Genomic DNA, 22296 nt, shown 5'->3' on the forward strand with positions numbered 1-22296 from the left:
TCCTCTTGTCAGATCAGGCGATCAGCGGCCGAACTTCTGGTGCTGGATGCGCTTTGGAATGATGCTGTCGGCGCCCAGGCGACGCATCTTGTCCTGTTCGTAGGCTTCGAAGTTTCCTTCGAACCATTCCACATGGCCGTCGCCTTCGAAGGCGAGGATGTGGGTGGCCAGGCGGTCAAGGAACCAGCGGTCGTGGGAGATGACCACGGCGCAGCCGGCGAACTCTTCCAGCGCCTCTTCGAGGTTCTGAAGGGTTTCGATGTCCAGGTCGTTGGTTGGTTCATCGAGCAGGATCAGATTGCCGCCCGAGGCCAGGGTCTTGGCCAGGTGGACGCGGTTGCGCTCACCGCCGGACAGCTGGCCGACCTTCTTCTGCTGGTCGCCGCCCTTGAAGTTGAAGCTGCCGACATAGGCGCGGGTGTTGATCTCGCGCTTGCCGACCATCATCACGTCGGTGCCGCCCGAGATGGCCTGCCAGATGGTCTCGTCGGGCTTCAGGTCGTCGCGCGATTGGTCGACATAGGCCAGTTTGACGGTCTCGCCGACCTTGATCGTGCCGCCGTCGGGCTGTTCCTGGCCGGTGATGAGCTTGAACATGGTCGACTTGCCGGCGCCGTTCGGGCCGATGACGCCTACGATGCCGTTGGGCGGCAGTTTGAAGGTCAGGTTGTCGAACAGCGTCTTGTCGCCATAGGTCTTTTGCAGGCCTTCGACTTCAAGAACGACGTTGCCGAGGCGCGGGCCAGGCGGGATTTGGATGTGGGCGTGCGTCTGGGCGCCGCGCATCGATTCCTGTTCCTCGACCATCCGCTCGTAGGCGGCCAGACGGGCCTTGGACTTGGCCTGACGGGCCTTGGCGCCCGAACGCACCCATTCCAGTTCGCGGGTGAGGGCGCGCTGGCGGGCTTCGGATTCCGACTGCTCCTGCACGACGCGCTTGGTCTTGGCTTCCAGCCACGAGGAATAGTTGCCCTCGTGCGGGTGGCCCTTGCCGCGATCCAGCTCCAGCGTCCACTTGGTGACGAGGTCCAGGAAGTAGCGGTCGTGGGTCACCAGGATGACGCAGCCGGGGAAGTTTTCCAGGTGGTGCTGCAGCCAGGCGACGGATTCGGCGTCCAGGTGGTTGGTCGGTTCGTCGAGCAGCAGCATGTCGGGCTTGGACAGCAGCAGTCGGGCCAAAGCCACGCGGCGCTTTTCACCGCCGGACAGATTGGTGACTTCCCAGTCGTCGGGCGGGCAGCGCAGAGCGCCCATGGCTTGGTCGATGCGGCTGTCGATGTCCCAGACGTCGCCGGCGTCGATCTTTTCCTGAAGGGAGGTCATCTCCTCCATCAGTTCGTCGGTGTAGTTTTCGCCAAGTTCAGCGGCGACTTCGTTGAAGCGGTTGACCCACTGCTTCTCTTCGCACCAAGCCTCGACGTTCTGGCGCACATTCAGGGCCGGATCGAGCTGGGGCTCCTGTTCCAGATAGCCGCGCTTGATGCCGTCGGCGGCGCGGGCCTCGCCGTTGAACTCGTTGTCCAGGCCAGCCATGATCTTCAGCAGGGTGGACTTACCCGAGCCGTTGACGCCGACGACGCCGATCTTGGCGTCGTTGTAGAAGCTGAGCCAGATGTTCTCGAAGATCTTGCGGCCGCCGGGGAAGGTCTTGGTCAGACCCTGCATCTGGAAAATATATTGCTGCGCCATGAGGTGCGGTGCGCCCTTCGGGTTCGTCTGAATGGGGAGTTGCGCCGGATGTAGCGATCCTGCGCGCGAAGGGCAAATATGGCGGGCAGGCGTCTTCGCCTTCGCGCGATCGCAGCGAAGTCTGGAGGGCTGGGCGGAGCGCCGGGCCTTCGCCCGGAGTTCTGTGGTTTGAGTTACCGTTTCGACGAAGGGTGTGACGCTCCGCGCGGGGGGTTGGCCTGCAAGCTCGGGGCGCCGAGCGGTGGCGGTCTTATCGCCTAACCCCATAAGCCTGCGACGGGCGGGTCGGAGCAGCGATCCCCGATCCCCGGTGCGGCCGAGTATCCCCCTCGACCCTGCGACGCGACTGCGGGCGCCGGGGCGATTCCCCGACCGATCAGCCCCGGCGCCGCGATGGGATCTCACCATCACCCCCGTTCCCTCCGCTCTCGCCGCCGCAAGGTCGCAGGCCAGGCGAGCCCTCCATGCGACGAGACGGGTGCATTATGGCGCTGTTTGACCCCTGGGATGGGAGACGGGGGACATAAATCGGCAAGCGGTTGAAATCGCTGCGGATGGAGCAGCGGCATTGCGATGGCTGAGCATCGTCTCCTCCCCATGTCATGGGGAGGTGGCTCGAAGCGCAGCGGAGAGACGGAGGGGCTCTTCAGCGCATCCGCCTCCTCTATGGGACGTCAGGACCCCCCCCCACCGCGCCGCCTGTCCTCGGGCTCGCCTTCGGCGAGACCCGGGGGCGGTCCCCCTCCCCACAAGTGGGGAGGAGACGATGTGCGGCGCTTGCCCTCGGGTAAGTCTCGGCTTACGGGTCCGCGCCTTGATGAACGATTCAGGGAGGGGTCGATGACCCTCGCACTTCTGTTTCCGGGACAGGGCAGCCAGGCCGTCGGCATGGGCGCGCCGTTGGCGGACGCCTTCCAATCCGCTCGCGACGTCTTCGCCGAGGTGGACGAGGCGCTGGGCCAGAAGCTGTCGGTGCTGATGCGCGAAGGCCCCGAGGATCAACTGACCCTGACCGAGAACGCCCAGCCCGCGCTGATGGCGGTGTCCGTGGCGGCGATCCGGGCTTTGAAAGCCGAGTTCGGCTTTGACGTGGCGAGCGCGGCCTATGTGGCCGGTCACTCGCTGGGAGAATATTCGGCCCTGGCGGCCGCGGGCGCGATCTCGCTGTCGGATACGGCGCGGCTGCTGAAGCTGCGTGGTCAGGCCATGCAGCGCGCGGTTCCGGTGGGGCAGGGGGCGATGGCGTCGCTGATCGGCCCCAAGACGGATCTCGCGCTGGCGGAAGCAGCGGCGGAGGCCGGTTCGGAAGTCGGCGTCTGCGTGGTCGCCAATGACAACAACAACGGCAATATCGTCATCTCAGGCGAGAAGGCCGCTGTGGACCGGGCCATCGAGAAGGCCAAGGAACTGGGTGCGCGGGCGATCCCGCTGAACGTCTCCGCGCCGTTCCACTGCCCGCTGATGCAACCGGCCGCCGACGAGATGGCCGCCGCCCTGGCCGAGGCGAAGATTGTCGCGCCGGTCGTACCTGTCGTCGCCAACGTCCTGGCGCGGCCCGAGAGCGATCCGGAAGTCATCCGCCGCCTGCTGGTCGAACAGGTCACCGGCCGGGTGCGCTGGCGCGAGAGCATGGAATGGATGGCGACCGAAGGCGGCGTGACCCGTTTCGTCGAGATCGGCTCGGGCAAGGTGCTGACCGGCATGGCCAAGCGGATCGCGCCGGACGCCGAGGCCTTGCCGCTGAATACGCCCGAAGAGTTGGAAGCGTTCGCCAAGGGCTGACGCGGGACGCGTGGCGACGGCTTCGTCACGCGACTTTGCTTTTCCTCGCCACTCGGCACTAATCACTCGCCACGACGGAGAGACAAATGTTCAATCTTGCAGGCAAGACCGCGCTGGTGACCGGCGCGACGGGCGGAATCGGCGGGGCGGTGGCGCGGGCGCTGCATGCCCAGGGCGCGACCGTGGTGCTGTCGGGCACACGCGAGGCCGTGCTGGCCGATCTGGCCAAGGAGCTGGGGGAGCGGGCGCATTTCGCCACGGCGAACCTGTCGGACCCGGAATCGGTCGACAATCTGGTCAACGCAGCCGAAACGGCGGCGGGCTCAGCCTTGGACATCCTGGTGGCCAATGCAGGCATCACCAAGGACGGCCTATTGATGCGGATGAAGGACGAGGATTTCCAGTCGGTCCTGACCGTCAATCTGGAAAGCTATTTCCGCCTGACCCGCGCGGCGGTGAAGGGGATGATGAAGCGCCGTTCGGGGCGAATCATCGGCGTCACCTCTGTCGTCGGCGTGACCGGCAATCCGGGCCAGACCAACTATTCGGCGTCCAAGGCCGGGATGATCGGCTTTTCCAAGTCGCTGGCGCAGGAGGTCGGCTCGCGCGGCATCACGGTCAACTGCATCGCGCCGGGCTTCATCGCCTCGCCGATGACCGACGTGCTGAACGATCAGCAGCGTGAGACCATCCTGGGCCGGATTCCGGCGGGCCGGCTGGGTTCGGGCGACGAGATCGCCGCCGCCGCCGTCTATCTGTCGTCCGACGAAGCCGCCTATGTGACGGGCCAGACCCTGCATGTGAACGGCGGCATGGCGATGATTTAAGGGCTGCGGCCCTTATCACGTCGCGCAACAGACTATTTCCAGCCCGAAAGCCTGTGCTAAAGGGTTGAATGCGTCGGCGGTTCGGGCTTTCGGGCTTGCGTCGCCATCGCTGCCGTGAGACGGCGATTTCTGAGCTACCCCCGCCTCTACGGCGATTTCAAACAGGCAGAGAGACACTCATGTCCGACACCCTCGAGCGCGTTCGCAAGATCGTCATCGACCATCTGGACGCCGATCCGGACAAGGTCACCGAAAAGGCCAGCTTCATCGACGACCTGGGCGCCGACTCGCTCGACAACGTCGAGCTGGTGATGGCCTTCGAAGAAGAATTCGACATCGAGATCCCGGATGACGCCGCCGAGCACATCCAGACGGTCGGCGATGCGGTCAAGTTCATCGACGAAAAGTCGGCCGGCTGATCTCAGTCGCCGATATCGGCCGAACAGGCTGACGGTTCACAGGGCCGCCCGGCGCTCCTAGCGGAGACGCCCGGCGGCCTTTACTGTTTCTGACCCGCGCGAATCCGCAATGATTCCGAAGGGTCGGGCTGGAGATAAGGGAGCACGCACCATGCGCCGCGTCGTCGTTACGGGCATCGGTCTGCTGACCCCCCTGGGTTGGGGCGTCGAGAAGAGCTGGAAGGGCATCGTCGAGGGACGCTCGGGCATCGGCCCGATTACGTCGTTCGACACTACGGGTTATGGCTGCACCATCGCCGGCGAAGTGCCGAGCGTGGATGGACGCGGCGGCGGCGGCGAAGGCGACTTCGACCCCGAGAAGATCATGTCCGTCAAGGACAGGAAGCGTGTCGACGACTTTATCCTGTACGCCATCGCGGCGGCGGACGAGGCCCTGGCCGACGCCAACTGGAAGCCCGAGACGGACGAGGACAAGGAGCGCACTGGCGTCATGGTCGGCTCCGGCATCGGCGGCCTGGGCCCCATCGCTGACACGGCCATTGTCCTGAAGGAGCAGGGCGTGCGTCGCGTCAGCCCCTTCTTCATCCCCAGCGCCCTGATCAATCTGGCCGGTGGCCAAATCTCGATCCGTCATGGCCTGAAGGGGCCGAACCACGCGGCGGTGACCGCCTGCGCCACGGGCGCCCATGCCATCGGCGACGCGGCCCGGATGATCGCGCTGGACGACGCGGACGTGATGGTGGCGGGCGGGGCCGAAAGCTCGGTCGTGCCGATCGGTATCGCGGGCTTTTTGGCCTGCAAGGCGCTTTGCACCGCCTATAATGACACGCCCGAAAAGGCGTCGCGTCCCTATGATCGGGGCCATGCGGGCTTCGTCATGGGCGAAGGCGCCGGCATCCTGGTGCTGGAAGAATACGAGCACGCCAAGGCGCGCGGGGCCAAGATCTATGCCGAGGTCGTGGGCTACGGCATGAGCGGCGACGCCTATCACATCACCGCCCCGTCCGAGGACGGCGAAGGCGGGGTGCGGGCCATGAAGGCGGCGCTGAAGCGGGCCGGGCTGCAGCCGTCGGACCTGGACTACGTCAACGCCCACGGCACCTCGACCATGGCCGACTGGATCGAGCTGAAGGGGATTGAGGGGTTGGTCGGCGATCATTCGCAGAACCTGACCGTCTCTTCGACCAAGTCGATGACCGGACACCTGCTGGGCGCGGCCGGCGCCATCGAGGCGGCCTTCTGCGTGCTGGCGATCCGCGATCAGATCGCGCCGCCGACGATCAATCTGGACGACCCCGAGATGGAGACGCCCATCGACCTGGTCCCCAACAAGGCCAAGCCGATGAAGATCGATGTGGCCATGTCCAACAGCTTCGGCTTCGGGGGCACCAACGCCTCGGTGATTTTCAAGAAGGTCGACTGAGATGTTCGGGCGCGGGCGGGTCGAGAAATCCAGCGGGCGGTCGGGCTTTACGGTCTCGCTTCTGACCGCGTCCGCGACCTTCGGCCTGTTCGTGCTGGTGGCGCTGATCGCCGTCTGGGCGGTCTATTATGCGCCGGGACCGTCCGCGCGGCAGGGGCAGACGACGGTGGTCACCCTGCCCAGCGGGTCCGGCGTTTCGGCCATCGCCGCGCGGATGAAGGCGGCGGGGGTGATCCGTTCGACAGACCTGTTCCGTGCGGCGGCGACCCTGACCGGCGCGGATCGGCGGTTGAGGGCCGGCGAATACGAGGTGCCGTCCGGCACGTCCCTGGCCGGAGTGCTGAACCTGTTGGTCGAAGGGCGGGTGGTGCGCCATTTCGTGACCCTGCCTGAGGGCTGGTCGTCGTTGCAGGCGGTGGACATCCTGAACAAGGAAGCCGTGCTGACCGGGACGGTCGCCGAGACGCCCGAGGAAGGCAGCCTGTGGCCCGACACCTATGAAGTTTCGCGCGGCGACACCCGCCAGTCGGTGATCGACCGGATGCAGCGCGCGGCGACCGAGAATCTGCGCCTGCTGTGGAGCCAAAGGTCGCCGGCGACCGTCGCGCGCACGCCGGAGGAGGCTGTGATTCTGGCCTCCATCGTGGAGAAGGAAACCGCGCTGGCGGCGGAACGACCGCGTGTCGCGGCGGTGTTCACTAACCGTCTGCGGGCGGGGATGCGGCTGGAGAGCGATCCGACCATCGTCTACGGCGTGACGAAGGGTCGGCCGCTGGGACGGGGCATCCGGCGATCGGAGTTGCTGGCCCCGACGCCGTGGAACACCTACCAGATCAACGGGCTGCCGCCGACGCCGATCGCCAATCCGGGCAAGGATGCGGTCAAGGCCGTGTTGAACCCGCCGGCCGATCCGGCCCTGTTCTTCGTGGCGGATGGCTCGGGCGGACATGCCTTCGCCCTGACCTATGACGAGCATCTGCAGAACGTCGCGCGGTGGCGTCAGATCGAGCGCCAGAAAGCGGGCCTGCCGCCGGAAGCCACGCCGCCCGCAACGCCGGGAACCAGTGCGGCGCCGATGACGACCGAACCGTCCGCGGCACCTGTCGGGAACGGTCAGGCGACGATCACCCTTCCGGCCGGCGCGACGCAGGGGCCCCGATGAGCACGCTTTCTGGCATGACCGGCTTCGGTCGGGCCGACGGAGCCGGCGAAGGCTGGACGTGGTCGGCCGAGGCCCGCTCCGTTAACGGGCGCAATCTGGAGGTCCGGTTCCGGGGACCGAACGGTTTCGACGGGCTGGAGCGGGCGGCCAAGGCGGCCGGTCAGGCGCGGTTCGCGCGGGGCCAGGTCACCATCGGCGTTCATGCCAAGCGCGTCGAAGCCGGCGAGGCGGCGGTCACGATCAACGCCGCCGTGCTGGCGCGCTATCTGACGCTGGCGAACGAACTCGCCGAGGATGGCGCGACGCCGCCGTCGGCTGACGGCCTGCTGGCCCTGCGCGGTGTGATCGAGGCGCCGGAAGAGGCGGACGATCCCGAGGCGCGGGCGGCTGTCGAGGCGGCCATGACTCGCACAGTCGAAGAGGCGCTGGATGCGCTGAAGGCGTCACGCCAGAACGAGGGCGCGCAACTGACCCCGGTGCTGGACGAATTCATCGCTCGTATCGAGGCGCTGGTGGCCCAGGCGGAGGGCGAGGCGGCGGCGCAGGTCGAAGCTATTCGCGATCGCTTCACCCGTCGAATCTCCGAACTGGCGCCCGATGCGCCGGGGCTTGAGGACCGGATCTTCCTGGAAGCGGCCGCCCTTGCGACCAAGGCGGACGTGCGCGAGGAGCTGGATCGGCTGACCGCCCACGTCGCCTCGGCACGCCAGCTTGTGGCCTCGGTGCCCGCCGGGCGGAAACTCGACTTCCTGATGCAAGAATTCATGCGTGAGGCCAACACGCTGTGCTCGAAATCCGCTACGACCGCGCTCACCGGAATCGGCCTGGAGCTCAAGGCCGTCATCGAACAGTTGCGTGAGCAGGTCCAGAATGTCGAATGAACGCAGCCCCCGTCGGGGCGTCCTCCTGATCGTCGCCAGTCCTTCGGGCGCCGGCAAGACCTCGCTGTGCCGGCGGTTGATGGCCGATCATGGCGGTCTGGAGCTGTCCGTCTCCATGACCACGCGCGGCATCCGGCCGGGCGAGGTGGATGGGCGAGACTACAACTTCGTCGGCCATGATGAATTCCAGCGCCTGATCGACGAGGACGCCTTCCTGGAATGGGCGGACGTCCATGGCAATCGTTACGGCAGCCCGCGCGCGCCGGTCGACAAGGCGCTGGCCGAGGGACGCGACGTGCTGTTCGACATCGACTGGCAGGGCGCGCGCGACGTGGCCGAGAAATGCCCCGAGGACGCCGTGCGCGTCTTCATCCTGCCGCCCAGCCTGGAAGAGTTGCGTCGCCGTCTCGTCACCCGCTCACAGGACGCCGACGACGTGATCGAACGCCGCGTCGCCAACGCCAAGGGCGAGATCGAACACTGCGACGCCTTCGACTATGTGCTGGTGAACGAGGACTTCGACCGTTCCTACGCCGAACTGGCCCACATCTATCACGCCGAGCGTTCGCGCCGGTTCAGGAACCTGTGGGTCGGCGACTACAAGGCCGCCCTGCTGAGCGAAGCCGTCTGAATAGAAACAGCGCCACAGGCCATGGGGGACCTGCGGCGCTGTGGGTACTCAACGCTACGCTACTGATGCCGTTTTGCCGGGAAGGAGATTTCGGACGGTAAACACAGCGATAGGGACTATTCCGTAGCTGCCCACTGCTCAGGTTTACGTCCTGTTCGTCCTCTTGACCTAACGTCAGGTGGTGAACGGGGGTGTCATGGGTTTTCTTCATTCGATCGCGCCTCTTCTGGCCAGCAGCGCCAAGGAGAGGGTCAAGCAGGTTCCGGTCAGGCTTCTGCTCGCCGCCTTGGTCGGTTGGGCCATGAATGAAGCCGGAATGCTGCGATGGGTCCCGCTGTGGCTGGCGGTCGCGGTTCTGGTGCAAGCATTCGAACTCTGGGCCATGGCGCCGTTCAGACGCGCCGAGGCGTCACAGAGCCCGCTTGCCGTGTTTGTCGCCCTGGCGTCCACCACTGCGATGGCGACCACCTATGCCGCGATGGGTCTGATCATCTGGTCCACCAACCATCCGGCGCTGGTCACGCTCGCCGCCCTGACGATGGCAGGCGGGCTGTTGACCAACGTCGCGTCCGGCATCGCCTCGCGTCGAATCTTCTTCATCGGTGGCAGTCCCTATCTGGCGGCGCTGGCCTTGATGCCGGTGATCAAGGTGATGCAGGGCGATACACGCGGGGTCGTGGTCATGACCCTGTCCGCCGTCCTGTTCGTCGGCATGGTGCTGAACATCTATTGGCGGGTGCACGGATCACGTGAAGCCGAGGTGAAATCTCGGGCGGAGGCGGAGACGCGGCTGGAACAGGCGCAGGCGGCCATGGCCGATCGTGCGGCGATGGCGGCGATCGTCAGCCACGAACTGCGCACGCCCGTCAGCGCCATCCTGGCCGGCGCCCATGTGATTCGTGACGGCAAGTTGAATGAACACCGGGTAGAGACGGCCGATCTGATCATCGACGCCGGACGACTGATGACCGGCATGCTGAACGACCTTCTGGACCACTCCAAGATGGAGGCCGGCGCCATGGCGATGGAAAGCCGCGACTTCGAACTGGGCGACTTGATGCGCGATACGGTGCGATTCTGGGCGGCGCCGGCGGCCGACAAGGGGCTGACGCTGGAGATGTCGGGCGTGGACGGCGAGGCGGTGTGGCTGCGCGGGGACCCCTATCGTCTGCGCCAGATCATCAACAACCTGGTGTCCAACGCGATCAAGTTCACACCGTCTGGCGCGATCCGTCTCGAGGCGTCGGCGCCGGGCGGGGACGGCAAGCACTGTCTGACCCTGACCGTGATCGACCAGGGCGCGGGCATTGCGCCCGAGGCGATGAGCCGCCTGTTCACCCCCTTCGCGCAGGGGTCCGCCGAGGTGGCGCGCACCTATGGCGGGACAGGCCTGGGCCTGACCGTCAGCCGGGAGCTGGCGCGGTTGATGGGCGGCGATCTGACGGTCGAGAGCACGCCGGGGCAGGGCGCGGCCTTCACCCTGTGTGTCGATCTGCCGGCGGGTCAGCCGACGCAGGCCTTGGACGGACACGAGGCGGCGGCGCCCGTTCTGGCTCGGCGTCTTCGCGTGCTGGCCGTGGACGATCACGAGATCAATCGCCGAACCATCGCGCTCGTGCTTCAACCCTTGAACGTCGATCTGACCACGGCCTCGGACGGCCATCTGGCGCTGGCGCTGCTGTCCGAGAAGGCGTTCGACGTGGTGCTGATGGATGTGAATATGCCGGGAATCGACGGCAACGAGACGACACGGCGCTTGCGCGCGTCTGGCGGCCCCAACGCCGTCGCCCCGGTAATCGGGTTCAGCGCAGGCACGGAATCCGAACAGGTGCAGGCCTGCTATGCGGCCGGCATGACGGACTGGCTGGCCAAGCCGCTGGAGCCGAAGAAGCTCTATGACGCCTTGCACCGGGCGACCTCGGCCGCGGCGCAGGCGAAGGCGGCTTAAGCCAGGGCTGCAAACCAGGGGTGCAGGCGGCTCAATGCGTCTTCGATCTCCGGCGTCGAGACGGCGAAGCTGAAACGGATGAAATGGTGGCCTTCGACAGGGTCGAAGTCGACGCCGGGCGCCGTGGCGACGCCGGTGTCGCGCAGCAACTGCTCGCAGAAGGCCACGCTGTCGTTCGTCAGATGGCCGATGTCCGCCCAGATGTAGAAGGCGCCATCGGGGGGCGCGATCTTGCGAAGCCCCAGCGCGGGCAGGGCCTCCAGCATGAGCTGGCGGTTGCGGGCGTAGGTCTGGATATGGCCTTCCAGCTCATCGATCGCATCCATGGCGACCAGACCGGCATGCTGGCTGAGGCTGGGGGGCGTCAGGAACATGTTGCCGATATAGGCGCGGGCGGCGTCGATCCGGTCCTCGGGAACCAGGAGCCAGCCGAGACGCCAGCCCGCCATGCTCCAGTATTTGGAGAAGCTGTTGATGACCACGGCCTCGGGCGCAAACTGCAGCATCGAGGGCGTCGGGCCGACGTAGCTGAGGCCTTGGTAGATCTCGTCCGAGACGATGGCGATGTTGCGCGCGCGGCAGACCTCGGCGATGGTGGCCAGCTCGGCGTCGGGGATAATGGTGCCGGTCGGATTGGCCGGGCTGGCGATGATGACGCCGGCGGGGGCGGGATTCAGGGCCTGGAGTTGGGCGGCGGTGAGTTGGAACCGGGTGTCGGGACCGCAGGCGATTTCGACCGGTTCGAGATGCAGGGCGCGCAGGGTGTTGCGATAGGCGACATAACCGGGCCGGGCCAGGGCGATCCGGTCGCCGGGCTTGAACAGGGTGCTGAGCGCCAGCACCAGGGCCGGGGAGGCGCCGCAGGTCAGCAAGATGCGGTTGGGATCGACGGCGACGCCGTATCGCTCGTCGTACAGGCGCGCGATGCGGGCGCGCAGATCGGGACTTTCCCAATAGCCCATCGCGTCGGCGTCCAGCACCTGATGCGCTCGCGCAATCGCGGCGGCGGGCGCCCCGGTCGAGGGTTGGCCGAACTCCATATGGATGATCGACCGGCCTTCGCTCTTGAGCTGGTGCGCCAGACGGCTGACGGAGATGGCGCGAAAGGGTTCGACGGTCATTGAAGGGCGTCTGCCAGGCGCAGGAAGCCCGCGACATCAATGGTTTCGGCGCGGGCGTCCGGTTCAATGCCAGCGGCCTCGCACAGGGCGGCGCCGCCCAGCTGTTTCAGACTGGACCGCAGCATCTTGCGGCGCTGGCCGAAGGCGGCGGCGGTGACGCGTTCCAGCTTCTTCAGGCGTTCAGGCGACGGGCGCTCATCCAGCGGAACCAGATGGACGACGGCCGAGGCCACCTTAGGCGGCGGCGTGAAGGCGGCGGCGGGCAGGTGCATGACGATGCGGGCGGTACAGACGGCCTGGCCGATGACGGCCAGACGGCCGTAGGCGGCCTCGCCTGGGCCTGCGGCGACGCGCTCGGCGACTTCCTTCTGGAACATCAGGGTCAGGCTGTGGGGCAGCCACGGGCCGGTCAGCCATTTGATCAGCAGGGGGGTGCCGACATTGTAGGGCAGGTTGGACACCAGATGGGTCGGGCCGGAGACCAGATCCGCCTCCTTCACCTTCAGCGCGTCGGCCTCGACGATGGTCAGGCGGCCCGAGCCGTCGTCCAGTTCGGTCAGCAAGGGAATGAAGCGCGGATCCTTTTCCACCAGGACCACGGCGCCGGCGTCGGATTCCAGCAGGGCGCGGGTCAGGCCGCCAGGGCCGGGGCCGACCTCGATCACGGCGCGGCCCTCGAACGGGCCGGCCAGGCGCACGATCTTGCGGGTGACATTCAGGTCCAGCAGGAAATGCTGGCCGAAGCTCTTCTTGGCCGAAAGGCCGTGGGCGTCGAGGGTTTCGCGGAGAGAGGGAAGGTCGGTCACACGCCCTGTTAGCGCGCGGCGCGGGCCGCCGCCATCTCCGATGCCAGGCGAATGGCGGCGATCAGGCTGTCGGGACGTGCGACGCCCTTGCCGGCGATGTCGCAGCCGGTCCCGTGATCGGGCGAGGTGCGGATGATCGGCAGGCCCAGGGAGACATTGACCCCGCCCCAGAAGTCCAGCGTCTTGACCGGGATCAGGGCCTGGTCGTGATACATGCAGATGGCGGCGTCATAGGTCGCGCGCGCCTCGTCATGGAACATCGTGTCGGCGGGTCTGGGGTCAGTGATGTCGATGCCCTCGGCGCGAAGCTGTTCGGCTACGGGGATCAGGATGTCGCATTCCTGCAGGCCCAAGGCGCCGCCTTCGCCCGCGTGGGGATTCAGGGCGGCCATGGCCAGGCGCGGGCGGGCGATGGCGAAGTCGCGTTTCAGGCTTTCGTGGACGACGCGGGCGGTGCGGGCGACACGCTCGGCCGTGACCAGTTCCGGCACCTGGTCCAGGGCGACGTGAATGGTGACGAGGCAGGCGCGCAGGTTCCGGGCCGTCAGCATCATCACCGGTCCGCGCGTTCCGGCGTAGGGCGCATCGGCGGTGAGTTCGGCGATGAACTCGGTATGGCCGGGGAAGCGAAAGCCCGAGGCGTACATGGGCGCCTTGGCGATGGGGGCGGTGACGACGCCGGACGCCTCGCCGGACAGGGCGAAACTGACCGCCTCCTCAATCCCGTCCGCGACGGCCGAGGCATTGGCCGGATCGGGCGACCCGACCAGGACCGGCGCGGGGAGGGGGCGATGGATGACGGGAAGGGCGGAGCCGAACAGGCCATGGGCGTCGCCGGGAGCGCCGACCTCGGCCACGGGAACATCTTGCGCGCGCAACAGCGCCGCGTCGCCGATGACGGCGAAGGCCGTCTGCTCGGCGCGCAAAGCCTTCCAGGCGGCGGCCACGATCTCCGGCCCGACGCCGGCGGGTTCGCCCAGCGTCAGAACCAGAGGCGCGACCGCTGGGGTCATTTGAACTCGATCAGGGCGTCGCTGCGCAGATCGCGCAGATAGCGGCGCTCCAGCACGGCCAGGTTCTGGGCGCGCAGACGGTTTTCGACCTGCTGACGGTTCGGCGCTTCCGGCCCGCCGACGCGACGACCGCAGACGGCGACCAAGTGCAGGCCCAGCGGGGTGCGGATCGGCGTCGAGACCGAACCGATTTCGCCCGTGCGGGCGAACTGCTGGAACTGCGGCGCCAGGTTGGCGACATCCGATTCGCCGAGATCGGCGCCCAGGACGCCCTGCGTCGCGCGGGCCTGGGAGATGATGTTATCGCAGGTCAGGCCATTGCGCAGACCTTCCAGCTTGGCGGTCGCGGCGGCCACATCAGCTTCCGACGCGGTTTCAGGCAGTTCGACCATGACCTGTTTCAGCGAAACCAGGCTGGTCGAGGCGCCGTCACGCTTGTCGCGGAGGTAGAGGATATAGACGCCGCCATCGACGACGATGGGGTTCGACAGCTGTCCAGGCTGCAGCTGTTCCAACACCGACTGCACGGCTGGTTGGAGCGAGTCCTTGACCACCCAACCCGCATCGCCCGGCACGCGGGCGCTGGCCGACGGGGCGGCGGAAAACTGCTGGGCGACGGCCTGGAACGGCGCGCCCTGGATGATCTGCTGCACGAGCTGGCGGGCGCCGTTCAAGGCCGCTTGGGCGCCGCCGACGCGCGCCGCGTCGATATAGATTTCACCGAGCAGGAACTGGGGCTTGGACGCCGCCTCCTTCAGACGACGGACTTCCTGATCGACCTGAAGGGTGCTGGCGCGGGCGCGGCTGTTGAAGCGACCCGGGATTAGCTGGCTCCAGCCGATCTGGGTGCGCAGATTGTCGCGGAAGGCGGCGGGCTGGATGCCGCCCTGTTGCAGGAACTGCATATAGGCCTGCGGCGTCGTGCCGGCGGCGCGGGCCATTTCGGCGATCTCGCCGTCAACTTCCTCGTCCGTGACCTTCAGGCTCTCGAACTTGGCCATTTCCTGATCCTTGAGGCGATCCTCGATCAGGGCGTTCAGGGCGGCCTGCTGAATGGCGGGCAGGTTCTGCTCGGTCGGCTGAACCTGGGATGAGGCGATCAGCATCAGCATACGCTGACGCAGGTCATAGCCGGTGATGATCTTGTCGTTGACGGTCGCGACGATGCCGTCGGCCATTTCGAACTGAGGGGCGGGGCGCGCCGTCGTGGGCGCCTCTTCAGCCGCAGGGTTCGGCGCGCCGGCCGCAGGGCTCTGCGCGGGTGTAGAGGCTTGCGCGGGGGCGGGCGCCGTCTGGGCATAGGCCGAACCGGCGAGGAGGACTGCCGCGAGCGCAGCCCCCGTCGAATAACGCATCAAACCCATTGTTCGTCCTGATTCCTCACAGCGGTCCGCCGGCCAAACCGGCAGGCAGTCGCGCCCCGTAAAGCGTCATGCTCAACGCATTTCGCCCTGTCCATAACCTGAACCTCCGAAAGTGGCGAGGTTTAGGCGCACATAGACGCCTTCTGACGCGCCGCCGGGCCGCGCACGCGTGTTGTCGCGACGATAACCCAGTTCGAACCGCAGGCAGTCGTCATCGAAAAGCACCCCGACTTCGGATCGGGTAATCTGGTTTTCTTTCAGATCGGCGATGCCCGCGACGGTGAAACCCCAGTTCTGGAAGACGAATTGCTGGCCCGCCAGTTGAACGAACTCGTAGTTCCGGTTGAGCGGCCCGTCGACCGGGTTCGACTGATCCAGAATGTAGCTGACGGTCGCCAGGTTGCGGCGACCCCAGCGGCCGTCTAGCGCCGCCTCGGCGCGGCGCACTTCGCCCGAACCGTTGACGGTGGCGTGGAACCAGCTGCGGATACGATCGGAGGGGGAGAAGTCGCCCTGCACGACCCAGTCGGACGTCTCGGACGCAAGGCCGGTCGGATCATACAGCCGTGCGGGATCGTCCGGGATGGAGGTGCGGAAGTCGTCCTGCTGATCGAAGCGATAGCTGCGGCCAACGAACAGGCTGGCCTTGCGCCCCTCGGCCCAGCGGATGGTGGCGCGACCGCCCGCCGTCACGCGCGCGCCGCCCTCCAGCAGGTCATAGCCGGAGAAGCGGTCCATGCGGAACAGCGACGACTCGTCCAGCTCAAGAACCTGCGAATCCTCGATCGGGATTCGGCGGTCGAGGCTGACCTTGTTGGAGACCGAGAACTGACCCACCGGCTCCAAGATGATGTCGGCGTCGGCGATGCGTTTGATCAGAGGATAGGCGATGTCCACGCCTGCGCTGAACCGGGACCGGCTGACCGTCTCGTCGCTGTCGATGCCCATCATCGGCGGCAGATCGGACATGGAATAGAGATCGACCCGCGTGTCGACGAACGGTTCCACGCGCACGCCGACGGGAAGGATGATCGCGCGGCGCCATTCCGCCTGACCCGTGATGCGGCGGCTGTCGACGCCGGCGAGACCTGTCGTGACGGCGGGAACGATCTCCGGGTTCAGGATCGGCGCGCCGACGAAGGCGTCGCGGTAGAGAGAGACGGCCGAGCCCTTCAGGCGCAGGCGGCCGCCAAAGACCAGTTCGCGCGGCTCCCAGCGGGCATCGATCAGCGGGGCGACGAAGGGCAGGGTGTCGTCGTCCTCGAACACCTTGAAGCCGTTGGCGTCGCGGAAGTCCGTCGCCGCAAAGGCCGGGTTCAGGCGCAGGCTCTGGATCGAGAAGGCCGCGACCGAAACGTAAGAGCGATCGGTCTGATGTTCGGCGTAGATCTGGCTGATCAGGCGGCGGCGGTCGCCGTAGTAGAGGCCGTTGTCCTGATAGGGAGAGCGCACGTCATAGCGGTCGAACAGCGTCTTGTCCGAGGTGCGCTCGGCCGTGAAGCCGAATCGCCAGGGCCCGTCCGGATCGAACTCGCCGTGCGACAGCAGATAGCTACGATGCTCGCGGTCGCCGAAGCGGACGTTGCTTTCAAACTTCCCGTCGCCGTCCCGGTCGAAGTCGCCGAACTCGCGCTCGTAGGTGTAGCCGCCGCGCGCCACGATCATCCCGTTGGCGAACCGTCGACGCCATTGCAGGTTCAGCAGCGGGGCGACCCTGGTGTTGATCTGCGGGCTGATCAGCCAGTCCTCGGACGGCGACACGACGTGCAGATAGGGAACCTCGACGGAGACGCCGCGACCCTCGTCATAGTTGACGATGGGCACCAGGAAGCCCGAGGCCCGCTCCACCGAGGGATCGGGGTGGGCGAAGAAGGGCGTGTAGAAGATGGGCACCGGCCCGATATAGAAGACGGCGTTGCGATAGAGGATCGCGCGCAACTGCTCGTCCTGCGTCACCTTTTCCGCCTGGATCGAGATGGTCGGCGTCTTGGGACCGCCGTCGTCGCAGATCGGGCAGGGGGTGAAGCGGGCGTAGTTCAGTTCGCTGACGTTCTCGCTGCGGCGGACAGCCGTTGCGGCCATCAGGCTGGCGCCGTTGGCCAGACGCGTGGCGAAATCGACGGCGACGCCGGTCTCCAGGTTTTCGTCCAGCTCGAGACGGCTGGCGTAGACCACGGTTCCATCAGGCGCGATGGCCTCGACGCGGCCTTCGGCCGTCGCCGAACCGGCGTTCAGATCATAGGACAGGTTCTCGCCGCGCAGCACATGGCCACGCGTGCGGACATAGGCGCGGTTCTCGGGCGTGCCGCTGACGAAGATGGTGTCGCCTTCGCGACGCGCGTTGTCGGCATCGACATAGACCGCTTCGGGCGGCAGGCCGTCGGAAGGGGCGGCCGCGGCTGGAGGTGTCGTTTGCGCCCATGCGGGCGTCGCCAAGGGCGCGCAGGCGACCAGGGCCGCACCGGCGAGAAGCCTTGCTTTGAAAGCGTCGAAGCGCCGATCACCCTGCATAGGCCATCCGTAGTCTGAGAAGCGAGCGCCCGATTAGCCGTCTTCGGTATAGAACAGCAAGGTCAAGGCTGCGAGCGCGGTAAGAACAGGCGGCAGCCAGGCTGCGACGAAGGGCGCCACGACCTCGGCCGATCCCATCGCCGACGAGAACTGGTTCAGGAAGAAGAAGGCGAAGCCCAGCACCACGGCGGACACGCTCATACGCGCCAGGTCGCCCAATCGCATCAGCCGCAGGGAGAAGGCGGCGGCCAGGATCGACATGGCGGCGAACACCAGCGGCGTAGCCAGAAGTTGCTGGAAGCGCAGGCGATAGGCGGTCGAGGTGAAGCCCGCGTTTTCGATTCGGCTGATCTGATTGGGAAGCGACCAGAAGGGCGTGGCCTGCGGCCGGGCGAAACGCTCGAAGGCCTCGTCATCCGCCAAGCTGGAGACCAATGTCAGGCTGGAATAGGTGACGGCGCGCTGGCCGATCTGGGCGCCGACGGCGTCGGTCAGGCGCCAGCTGCCGGCGTTTAACGAGGCCGACTTGGCGTCGATCCGCTCGGAGAAGGTGCGACCGCCGCCGGGCGCGGTCGTGTAGATGAAGAAGCTGACGTCCAACAGTCGGGCATTGGCGCGGTCCTGCTGGCCGGCGCGAATGATCATCTGGCGCTGATCGTCGCCCTCGCGCAGCCAGATCGCTTCCTTGGGGTCGCCGCCGGGCGCCGAGCCGGAAATCCGTGCGCGCTCGCGTTGCCACAGGCCGTCGCCGGCGGACGCCATCGGACCCAATACCGTGACGGTCAGCACTCCCAGAACGAAGGCCATGCCGGCCGCCGGCAGGACGAACCGCCAGGCGGAGACGCCCGCCGCGCGCATGGCGATCAGTTCGCTGCGGCGGTTCAGGCTGATGAAGGCCGACAGGGTGCCGAACAGGAAGACGAACGGCATCAACTGCACGATGACCGAGGGCGACTTGAGCAGCACCAGGCCGAAAATGCGGACGGCCGACAGATCCTGGGCCGAGCCGACGCCACGCGAGACCTCCACGAAGTCGATCAGCATGACGAGCGCCGAAATCACGGCCAGGGCCACGCCCAGCGACTTCAGCTGCTGAACCAGCACATAGCGCTCGATGCCGCCGAGACGGGGGATATGCGGCGAACGACGGGCGGAGGCGGCGACGGCGGTCATGCGAACTTGGCCTTCAGATCGCGCAGGGCGGCGGTGGTCCGGCTGCGACGCGGCTTCAGCGCGCGGAACAGAACCCGCAGGGCGACGACGATGGCCACGATCGGCACGACGTATTGGAGCACGTTCATCCAGCCGTTCCAGGCGCTGGCGGCGACAAGGCCATAGCCGATGACGCGCAGGACCAAAAACAGGCCCGCCGCCTTGGCGATGCGTACGGTATAGCCGGTGCGGCTGAAGGCGCCGCCTAGAATAGCCGAAAGCGCCAGGGCCATGGCGACCATGGCGTAGAGCGGCGAGGCCAGCCGCGAATGCGCCTCGGCCAGCAGCTCGCCGCGCGAACCGGCGACCTCAAGCACCTTCGCCGTCGGGTTCAACAGCTGGCGCAGATAGAGGTCGGTCGGCTTGTAGCGAATGGTGTCGGTCACGCCGACGAAGGGCGCGAGAGAGAAATCGTACCGCCCGAACGACAGCGTCTCCAGCACGCCGCCCGACGAATAGCGCTGGGCCGAGCCGTCGATCATGGTCAGGATGGGAATGCCGCCGGCGTCGCGGCTGAAGCGCGCCTCGGACGCGTTCCAGGTCGTCACCTTCTCCTTGTCGTCCAGATAGACGAACAGGTTCTTCAACAGACCGTTCTGCTCAATCTGCTGCACATAGACGGTCAGGCCGTCAGGCCCCTGAACGAACTGGCCTTCCTCGACCAGTAAAGCGGCGAGGTCGGTGCGGATGTCGAACGCCTGTCGCCGCGCCTCCTGCTGCGCCCAGGGCAGAATGAAGACGTTGACCAGCAAGGTGACCAGGGCGACCAGCACGGCGATGCGGGCGGCCGGCGATATGACCTGCCACCGGGTCATGCCCCCGGCGAAGGCCGCCGTCAGCTCCTGTTCGCGTTGCAGACGGGTCAGGGCGATCAGGGCGCCGACGAAAAGGCCGATGGGTAGAATCACCGACAGCAGTTGCGGCAGCGCGAGCAGGGTCAGCTTGACCATGATCCACACGCTCTGACCCCGCTCCACGATGACCTGGAGTTGGTCGAGGCTCTGGCTCAGAATCCCGATTCCCGCCAGCGCTGCGCACGCGGCGATCACAGGGAACAGGATCTGGCGAAAAAGGTATCTTTGAATCAGGGTCATGGGCGGATGGACTTCGCCCGGTTGCAGGCGGCGATGTTGAGGCGCATCTAGTAGCACATCAGGGCGCGTCCGCGACAAGCAGACGCGCCGTTGTCATTTTGCTGTTTGCAGACGCCGGGTGGGGCCTGGCTGGAGTTGATTGAATGAAGATCGAATTCGTCGCCGCCGTGGACGCCGCCGAGATTTTGGCCGTTCCGGTTTTTGAAGATCGCACCTTCACCGCCGCCGGGACCGCGCTGGACGGCAAGGCCAACGGCGCCCTGACCAAGGCGGCGGGCAAGGGCCGTTTCACCGGCAAGTCGGGCCAGAGCCTCATCATCGCCGCCCCGTCGGGCGTCGAGGCGGACACCGTGCTGCTGGTGGGCGCGGGCGGCAAGGACAAGCTGGACGATCTGGCGGTCGAGGCCTTTGGCGGCAACGCCTATGCGGCGGTCAAGCTGTCGGGCGCCGAGGTGCTGACGATCGACGCGTCGGATCTGTCGCCTGAGCAGGCCGCCCGCGTCGGTTTCGCCGCGCGTCTCGCCGCCTATCGCTTCGACAAATATCGCACGACGCAAAAGGCCGACAAGATTCCGTCGATCACCACCATCCGCGTGGTCACGACCGACCTGCGGGGCGCGGAAGCCGCGCTGGAGCCGCTGTCGGCGGTGGCCGACGGTGTGATCTTCGCGCGCGACCTGGTGTCCGAGCCCGCCAACGTCCTGTATCCGGCGGAGTTCGCCAAGCGGGTGAAGGCGCTGGAGAGCCTGGGCCTTGAAGTCGAAATCCTCGGCGAGGCCGAGATGGAGAAGCTGGGCATGCGCACCTTGTTGGGCGTGGGCCAGGGCAGCCGTCGCGAAAGCCAGCTTGCGATCATGAAGTGGAACGGCGGCGAAGCCGGTGCTCAGCCCCTGGCCTTCGTCGGCAAGGGCGTCTGCTTCGACACCGGCGGCATCTCGATCAAGCCGGCGGACGGCATGGAAGACATGAAGTGGGACATGGGCGGCGCGGCCGCCGTGACCGGAACCATGATCGCCCTGGCCAGCCGCAAGGCCAAGGTCAACGTCATCGGCGTGCTGGGCCTGGTCGAAAACATGCCGGACGGCAACGCCCAGCGTCCGGGCGACGTGGTGGTGTCCATGTCGGGCCAGACGGTCGAGGTCATCAACACCGACGCCGAAGGCCGCCTCGTTCTGGCCGACGCCCTCTGGTACACGCAGGAGCGGTTCAAGCCGAAGTTCATGATCGACCTGGCCACCCTGACGGGCGCCATGATCGTGGCCCTGGGACTGGATTACGCCGGCGTCTTCTCGAACTCCGACGATGTCGCCGATCCGATCCTGGCGGCGGCCAAGAAGGTCGGCGAGAATTTCTGGCGCATGCCGATCCCGGCCATCTACGAGCAGCACATCGATTCCAAGATCGCCGATGTGAAGAACACCGGCAACGGCCGCGCCGGTGGCTCGATCACCGCCGCCCTGTTCCTGCAACGCTTCACCAACGGCGTGCCGTGGGCGCACCTGGATATCGCCCCGACCGCCTGGGCCAACAAGAGCCCCAGCCCCACCGTGCCTGAAGGCGGCGTCGGCTTCGCCGTTCGCACCCTGGACCGGATGGTCGCGGATTCCTACGAAGGCTGATCGGTCGGGAGGTAGAGCCGGGTGAGCGACAAGCCCGAAATCTGGTTCTATCACCTGGAGCGTTCGTCGCTGGATCAGGTGTTGCCGACCCTGCTCGAAAAGACGATCGAGCGGGGTTGGCGGGCCATGATCAAGTCATCGCATTCGCACCGACTGGATGAGGTCGACGAGACGCTGTGGACGTTTCGCGATGACAGTTTCTTGCCGCATGGCCGGGCCGACCAGCCCCACGCCGAGCGCCAGCCTGTGCTGTTGAGCGAGACAGGCGAGAACCTGAACCGCGCTCAGGCGCTGTTCATAGTCGACGACGCAGAACTGGGCGTGACGGAGGGTTTCGAACGATGCTTCATTATTTTCGACGGTCGGGACGAGCCGGCTCTGCAAAATGCGCGGGGACGTTGGAAGGCGTTGAAGGGGCAGGGCGCGAACCTGGCCTATTGGCGTCAAACGGACGAAGGGCGCTGGGAAAAGGCGGCCTGATCGGACTGGTTCTGCTGGCCGGCTGTTCGACGCCGGTCTCCGAGGCGCCTGCGCCGCGCGCTGTCGAGCAGGCCCAGTTGAACCCGCCCGTCGGCAGCCGCATGCCGACCGGGCAGACGGAAGACTTCTGCAAGGCCGGCGAGATGCAGTATTTGGTCGGCAAGTCCCGGACCGAAATTCCGGTGCCCGTGGATGTCGTCAATCGGCGCGTGACCTGCACCACCTGCCCCGTGACGCACGACTTCTCCGCCTATCGGCTGAACATCTTCTACAACGAACAGACCGGCATCATCGAACAGGTTCGCTGCGGCTGA

19 protein-coding genes are annotated in these 22296 nt (G+C 66.5%); 11 read left to right on the forward strand and 8 right to left on the reverse strand.

Annotation, left to right across the window (positions count from 1 at the left end; genetic code table 11):
- Positions 1-21 precede the first annotated feature (21 nt).
- Positions 22-1689, reverse strand: a complete 1668-nt coding sequence (gene ettA, locus DT343_RS03920; protein WP_055755177.1) for an energy-dependent translational throttle protein EttA — start codon at positions 1687-1689, stop codon at positions 22-24.
- Between the two features lie 840 nt (positions 1690-2529).
- On the opposite strand from ettA, the gene fabD reads away from it, so the two are divergent.
- The 8 genes from fabD (at position 2530) to DT343_RS03960 (ending at position 10762) form a co-directional block, all read left to right on the forward strand.
- Positions 2530-3471: an ACP S-malonyltransferase gene (gene fabD / locus DT343_RS03925; protein ID WP_112861813.1), complete on the forward strand. Its 942-nt coding sequence runs from the start codon at positions 2530-2532 to the stop codon at positions 3469-3471.
- Between the two features lie 86 nt (positions 3472-3557).
- Entirely contained in the window at positions 3558-4298 is a 741-nt protein-coding gene (gene fabG / locus DT343_RS03930; RefSeq protein WP_055808649.1) for a 3-oxoacyl-[acyl-carrier-protein] reductase, read from the forward strand.
- A gap of 179 nt (positions 4299-4477) precedes the next feature.
- A complete protein-coding gene (locus DT343_RS03935) occupies positions 4478-4717 on the forward strand; it encodes an acyl carrier protein (protein WP_008264317.1) in 240 nt (79 codons plus the stop codon).
- A gap of 151 nt (positions 4718-4868) precedes the next feature.
- The gene (fabF, locus tag DT343_RS03940) at positions 4869-6140 is read left to right on the forward strand and encodes a beta-ketoacyl-ACP synthase II (protein ID WP_112861814.1); all 1272 of its coding nucleotides are present in this window, start codon (positions 4869-4871) and stop codon (positions 6138-6140) included.
- A gap of 1 nt (position 6141) precedes the next feature.
- Positions 6142-7302, forward strand: a complete 1161-nt coding sequence (gene mltG, locus DT343_RS03945; RefSeq protein ID WP_112861815.1) for an endolytic transglycosylase MltG — start codon at positions 6142-6144, stop codon at positions 7300-7302.
- The gene (locus DT343_RS03950) at positions 7299-8183 is read left to right on the forward strand and encodes a YicC/YloC family endoribonuclease (protein WP_112861816.1); all 885 of its coding nucleotides are present in this window, start codon (positions 7299-7301) and stop codon (positions 8181-8183) included. The genes mltG and DT343_RS03950 overlap by 4 nt, the downstream gene beginning before the upstream one ends.
- Complete coding sequence (gmk, locus tag DT343_RS03955; RefSeq protein WP_112861817.1) at positions 8173-8814, forward strand: guanylate kinase; 642 nt, start codon at positions 8173-8175, stop codon at positions 8812-8814. The genes DT343_RS03950 and gmk overlap by 11 nt, the downstream gene beginning before the upstream one ends.
- Positions 8815-9010: 196 nt before the next feature.
- Positions 9011-10762 (forward strand): ATP-binding protein, encoded by a 1752-nt coding sequence (locus DT343_RS03960; RefSeq protein ID WP_112861818.1) that lies wholly within the window; start codon positions 9011-9013, stop codon positions 10760-10762.
- Here DT343_RS03960 and DT343_RS03965 read toward each other — a convergent pair.
- From DT343_RS03965 to DT343_RS03995, 7 genes are all read right to left on the reverse strand, one after another.
- Positions 10759-11883, reverse strand: a complete 1125-nt coding sequence (locus DT343_RS03965; RefSeq protein WP_112861819.1) for a pyridoxal phosphate-dependent aminotransferase — start codon at positions 11881-11883, stop codon at positions 10759-10761. The genes DT343_RS03960 and DT343_RS03965 overlap by 4 nt on opposite strands.
- Entirely contained in the window at positions 11880-12689 is an 810-nt protein-coding gene (gene rsmA, locus DT343_RS03970; protein ID WP_112861820.1) for a 16S rRNA (adenine(1518)-N(6)/adenine(1519)-N(6))-dimethyltransferase RsmA, read from the reverse strand. The genes DT343_RS03965 and rsmA overlap by 4 nt, the downstream gene beginning before the upstream one ends.
- Positions 12690-12697: 8 nt before the next feature.
- Positions 12698-13702, reverse strand: coding sequence for a 4-hydroxythreonine-4-phosphate dehydrogenase PdxA (pdxA, locus tag DT343_RS03975; protein WP_112861821.1), 1005 nt, complete (start codon positions 13700-13702; stop codon positions 12698-12700).
- Positions 13699-15066: a peptidylprolyl isomerase gene (locus DT343_RS03980; protein ID WP_258522495.1), complete on the reverse strand. Its 1368-nt coding sequence runs from the start codon at positions 15064-15066 to the stop codon at positions 13699-13701. The genes pdxA and DT343_RS03980 overlap by 4 nt, the downstream gene beginning before the upstream one ends.
- A 72-nt stretch (positions 15067-15138) precedes the next feature.
- Entirely contained in the window at positions 15139-17577 is a 2439-nt protein-coding gene (locus tag DT343_RS03985; RefSeq protein WP_112861822.1) for an LPS-assembly protein LptD, read from the reverse strand.
- A 33-nt stretch (positions 17578-17610) separates the two neighbouring features.
- Entirely contained in the window at positions 17611-18750 is a 1140-nt protein-coding gene (gene lptG, locus DT343_RS03990; protein WP_112861823.1) for an LPS export ABC transporter permease LptG, read from the reverse strand.
- Positions 18747-19883, reverse strand: a complete 1137-nt coding sequence (locus DT343_RS03995; protein ID WP_112861824.1) for an LptF/LptG family permease — start codon at positions 19881-19883, stop codon at positions 18747-18749. The genes lptG and DT343_RS03995 overlap by 4 nt, the downstream gene beginning before the upstream one ends.
- A 143-nt stretch (positions 19884-20026) precedes the next feature.
- Here DT343_RS03995 and DT343_RS04000 point away from each other — a divergent pair, with 143 nt between their 5' ends.
- The 3 genes from DT343_RS04000 to DT343_RS04010 are packed head-to-tail and all read left to right on the forward strand — an operon-like array spanning position 20027 to position 22296.
- Complete coding sequence (locus tag DT343_RS04000) at positions 20027-21502, forward strand: leucyl aminopeptidase (RefSeq protein WP_112861825.1); 1476 nt, start codon at positions 20027-20029, stop codon at positions 21500-21502.
- 21 nt (positions 21503-21523) lie between these two features.
- A complete protein-coding gene (locus tag DT343_RS04005; RefSeq protein ID WP_112861826.1) occupies positions 21524-21982 on the forward strand; it encodes a DNA polymerase III subunit chi in 459 nt (152 codons plus the stop codon).
- A complete protein-coding gene (locus DT343_RS04010) occupies positions 21940-22296 on the forward strand; it encodes a hypothetical protein (RefSeq protein ID WP_017506304.1) in 357 nt (118 codons plus the stop codon). Before DT343_RS04005 ends, DT343_RS04010 begins: the two co-directional genes overlap by 43 nt.

It is taken from the genome of Brevundimonas vesicularis (assembly GCF_900445985.1).
Lineage (GTDB): Bacteria > Pseudomonadota > Alphaproteobacteria > Caulobacterales > Caulobacteraceae > Brevundimonas > Brevundimonas vesicularis_D.